1 protein-coding gene and 1 pseudogene are annotated in these 1,187 nt (G+C 43.6%); one reads left to right on the top strand and one right to left on the bottom strand.

The window, feature by feature from the left end; genetic code table 11:
• Nucleotides 1-715: YagK/YfjJ domain-containing protein (locus tag EQY_RS0112695; protein ID WP_000303754.1), on the top strand; the 715-nt coding region annotated here is incomplete at its 5' end.
• 212 nt (nucleotides 716-927) lie between these two features.
• Here EQY_RS0112695 and EQY_RS0112700 read toward each other — a convergent pair.
• A pseudogene (locus EQY_RS0112700) lies at nucleotides 928-1,187 on the bottom strand (recombinase family protein); the annotation flags it as partial.

Here is a 1,187-nt window from a genome sequence, read left to right on the forward strand (position 1 = left end):
GCAGTCACAGATCACACAAACCACGCCTTACACAGTCATAACTCACGCTCACGGTAGGTATCCAGTAATTACTGGTGATACGTTTTACCATAATGGTCGCGCGTACCAAATCAACATTACGGAGAAATCCGGTGTTCGGTTAGATATCCTCAGGCCGATAGTGGAGGAACTTGATGCCATGTTATTTAGTTACAGTCGAGTCTTCTTGAGTCGCTTCGATTTGCGTCTGCCTGATGGTACTGCCGTAGAAGAAAGCAACAAATGGGTACGACAGCTATTTAAGAAATTGCGTGAGCGTCTCAAGTCAAAAACTAAAAGACCAGAAGGTGTAACAAGCCCAATCAATGAATTCGCTTTCAGTTGGGTGCGTGAGAGACATGAGGTAGAAAAAGACCATTACCATTGCTGGATTGCACTACCACATCGGCAAATAAACCGATTGGGAGGGAGATCATACGGAGTGGGAAGCGCAATCATTGATATCTGGTGTCAACTAACTGGTGGTGAGCATACGCTGGTGCATTTAGCGAAGAAGAAGGCCGAATACCCAAACCATTATGTTATCGAGCGCGGTCAACCTGAAACACTGGAGGGACCGATCTATTGGCTATCGTATCTGGCTAAAGTTCGCGGGAAGTATCAAACAGGAAAATACGATCGAGTGCATTCAACCTCGCAACTTCGTAACAGAATAACTCGCTCGCGAAATAATTAATATAGCAGCCTCTAAGGCCGTAAATCCCCAAAAAATTTTCCTTACCTATACAAAAAACGCGCTGCACACCCTTTTAAGCGCGTTTAACAACGTTTTCTCCCCGCTATCTTAGGCGACATAAAAATATGGCGCATAATTCTCATTTCTGAAGCTCTATCAAACGCCCTGGCTATCATGGGCGTTGATATTAATAATCGGACATATATTTCAATCTACAGAGATTTACTTAATTCCTTCTTGATTCGAAAAAATGTAGCTCGCCCACATCCAACTAACTTATAAATCTCTTCGTTGGTATATGTTCCTTTAGCCAAATATTCAGCGACCTTCTTGCGGATTTCATCATCTTTTTGTCGCCCTTTGAACACACCTTTCGCCTTTGCAATCTTGATACCCTCTGCCTGTCTTTGACGAATAAAAGAGCGTTCCAACTCACCAACGGCTCCCAACATGGTGGTTATGAACTTGCTGG

The organism is Escherichia sp. TW14182, from assembly GCF_000208525.1.
Taxonomy (GTDB): Bacteria; Pseudomonadota; Gammaproteobacteria; order Enterobacterales; family Enterobacteriaceae; genus Escherichia; species Escherichia ruysiae.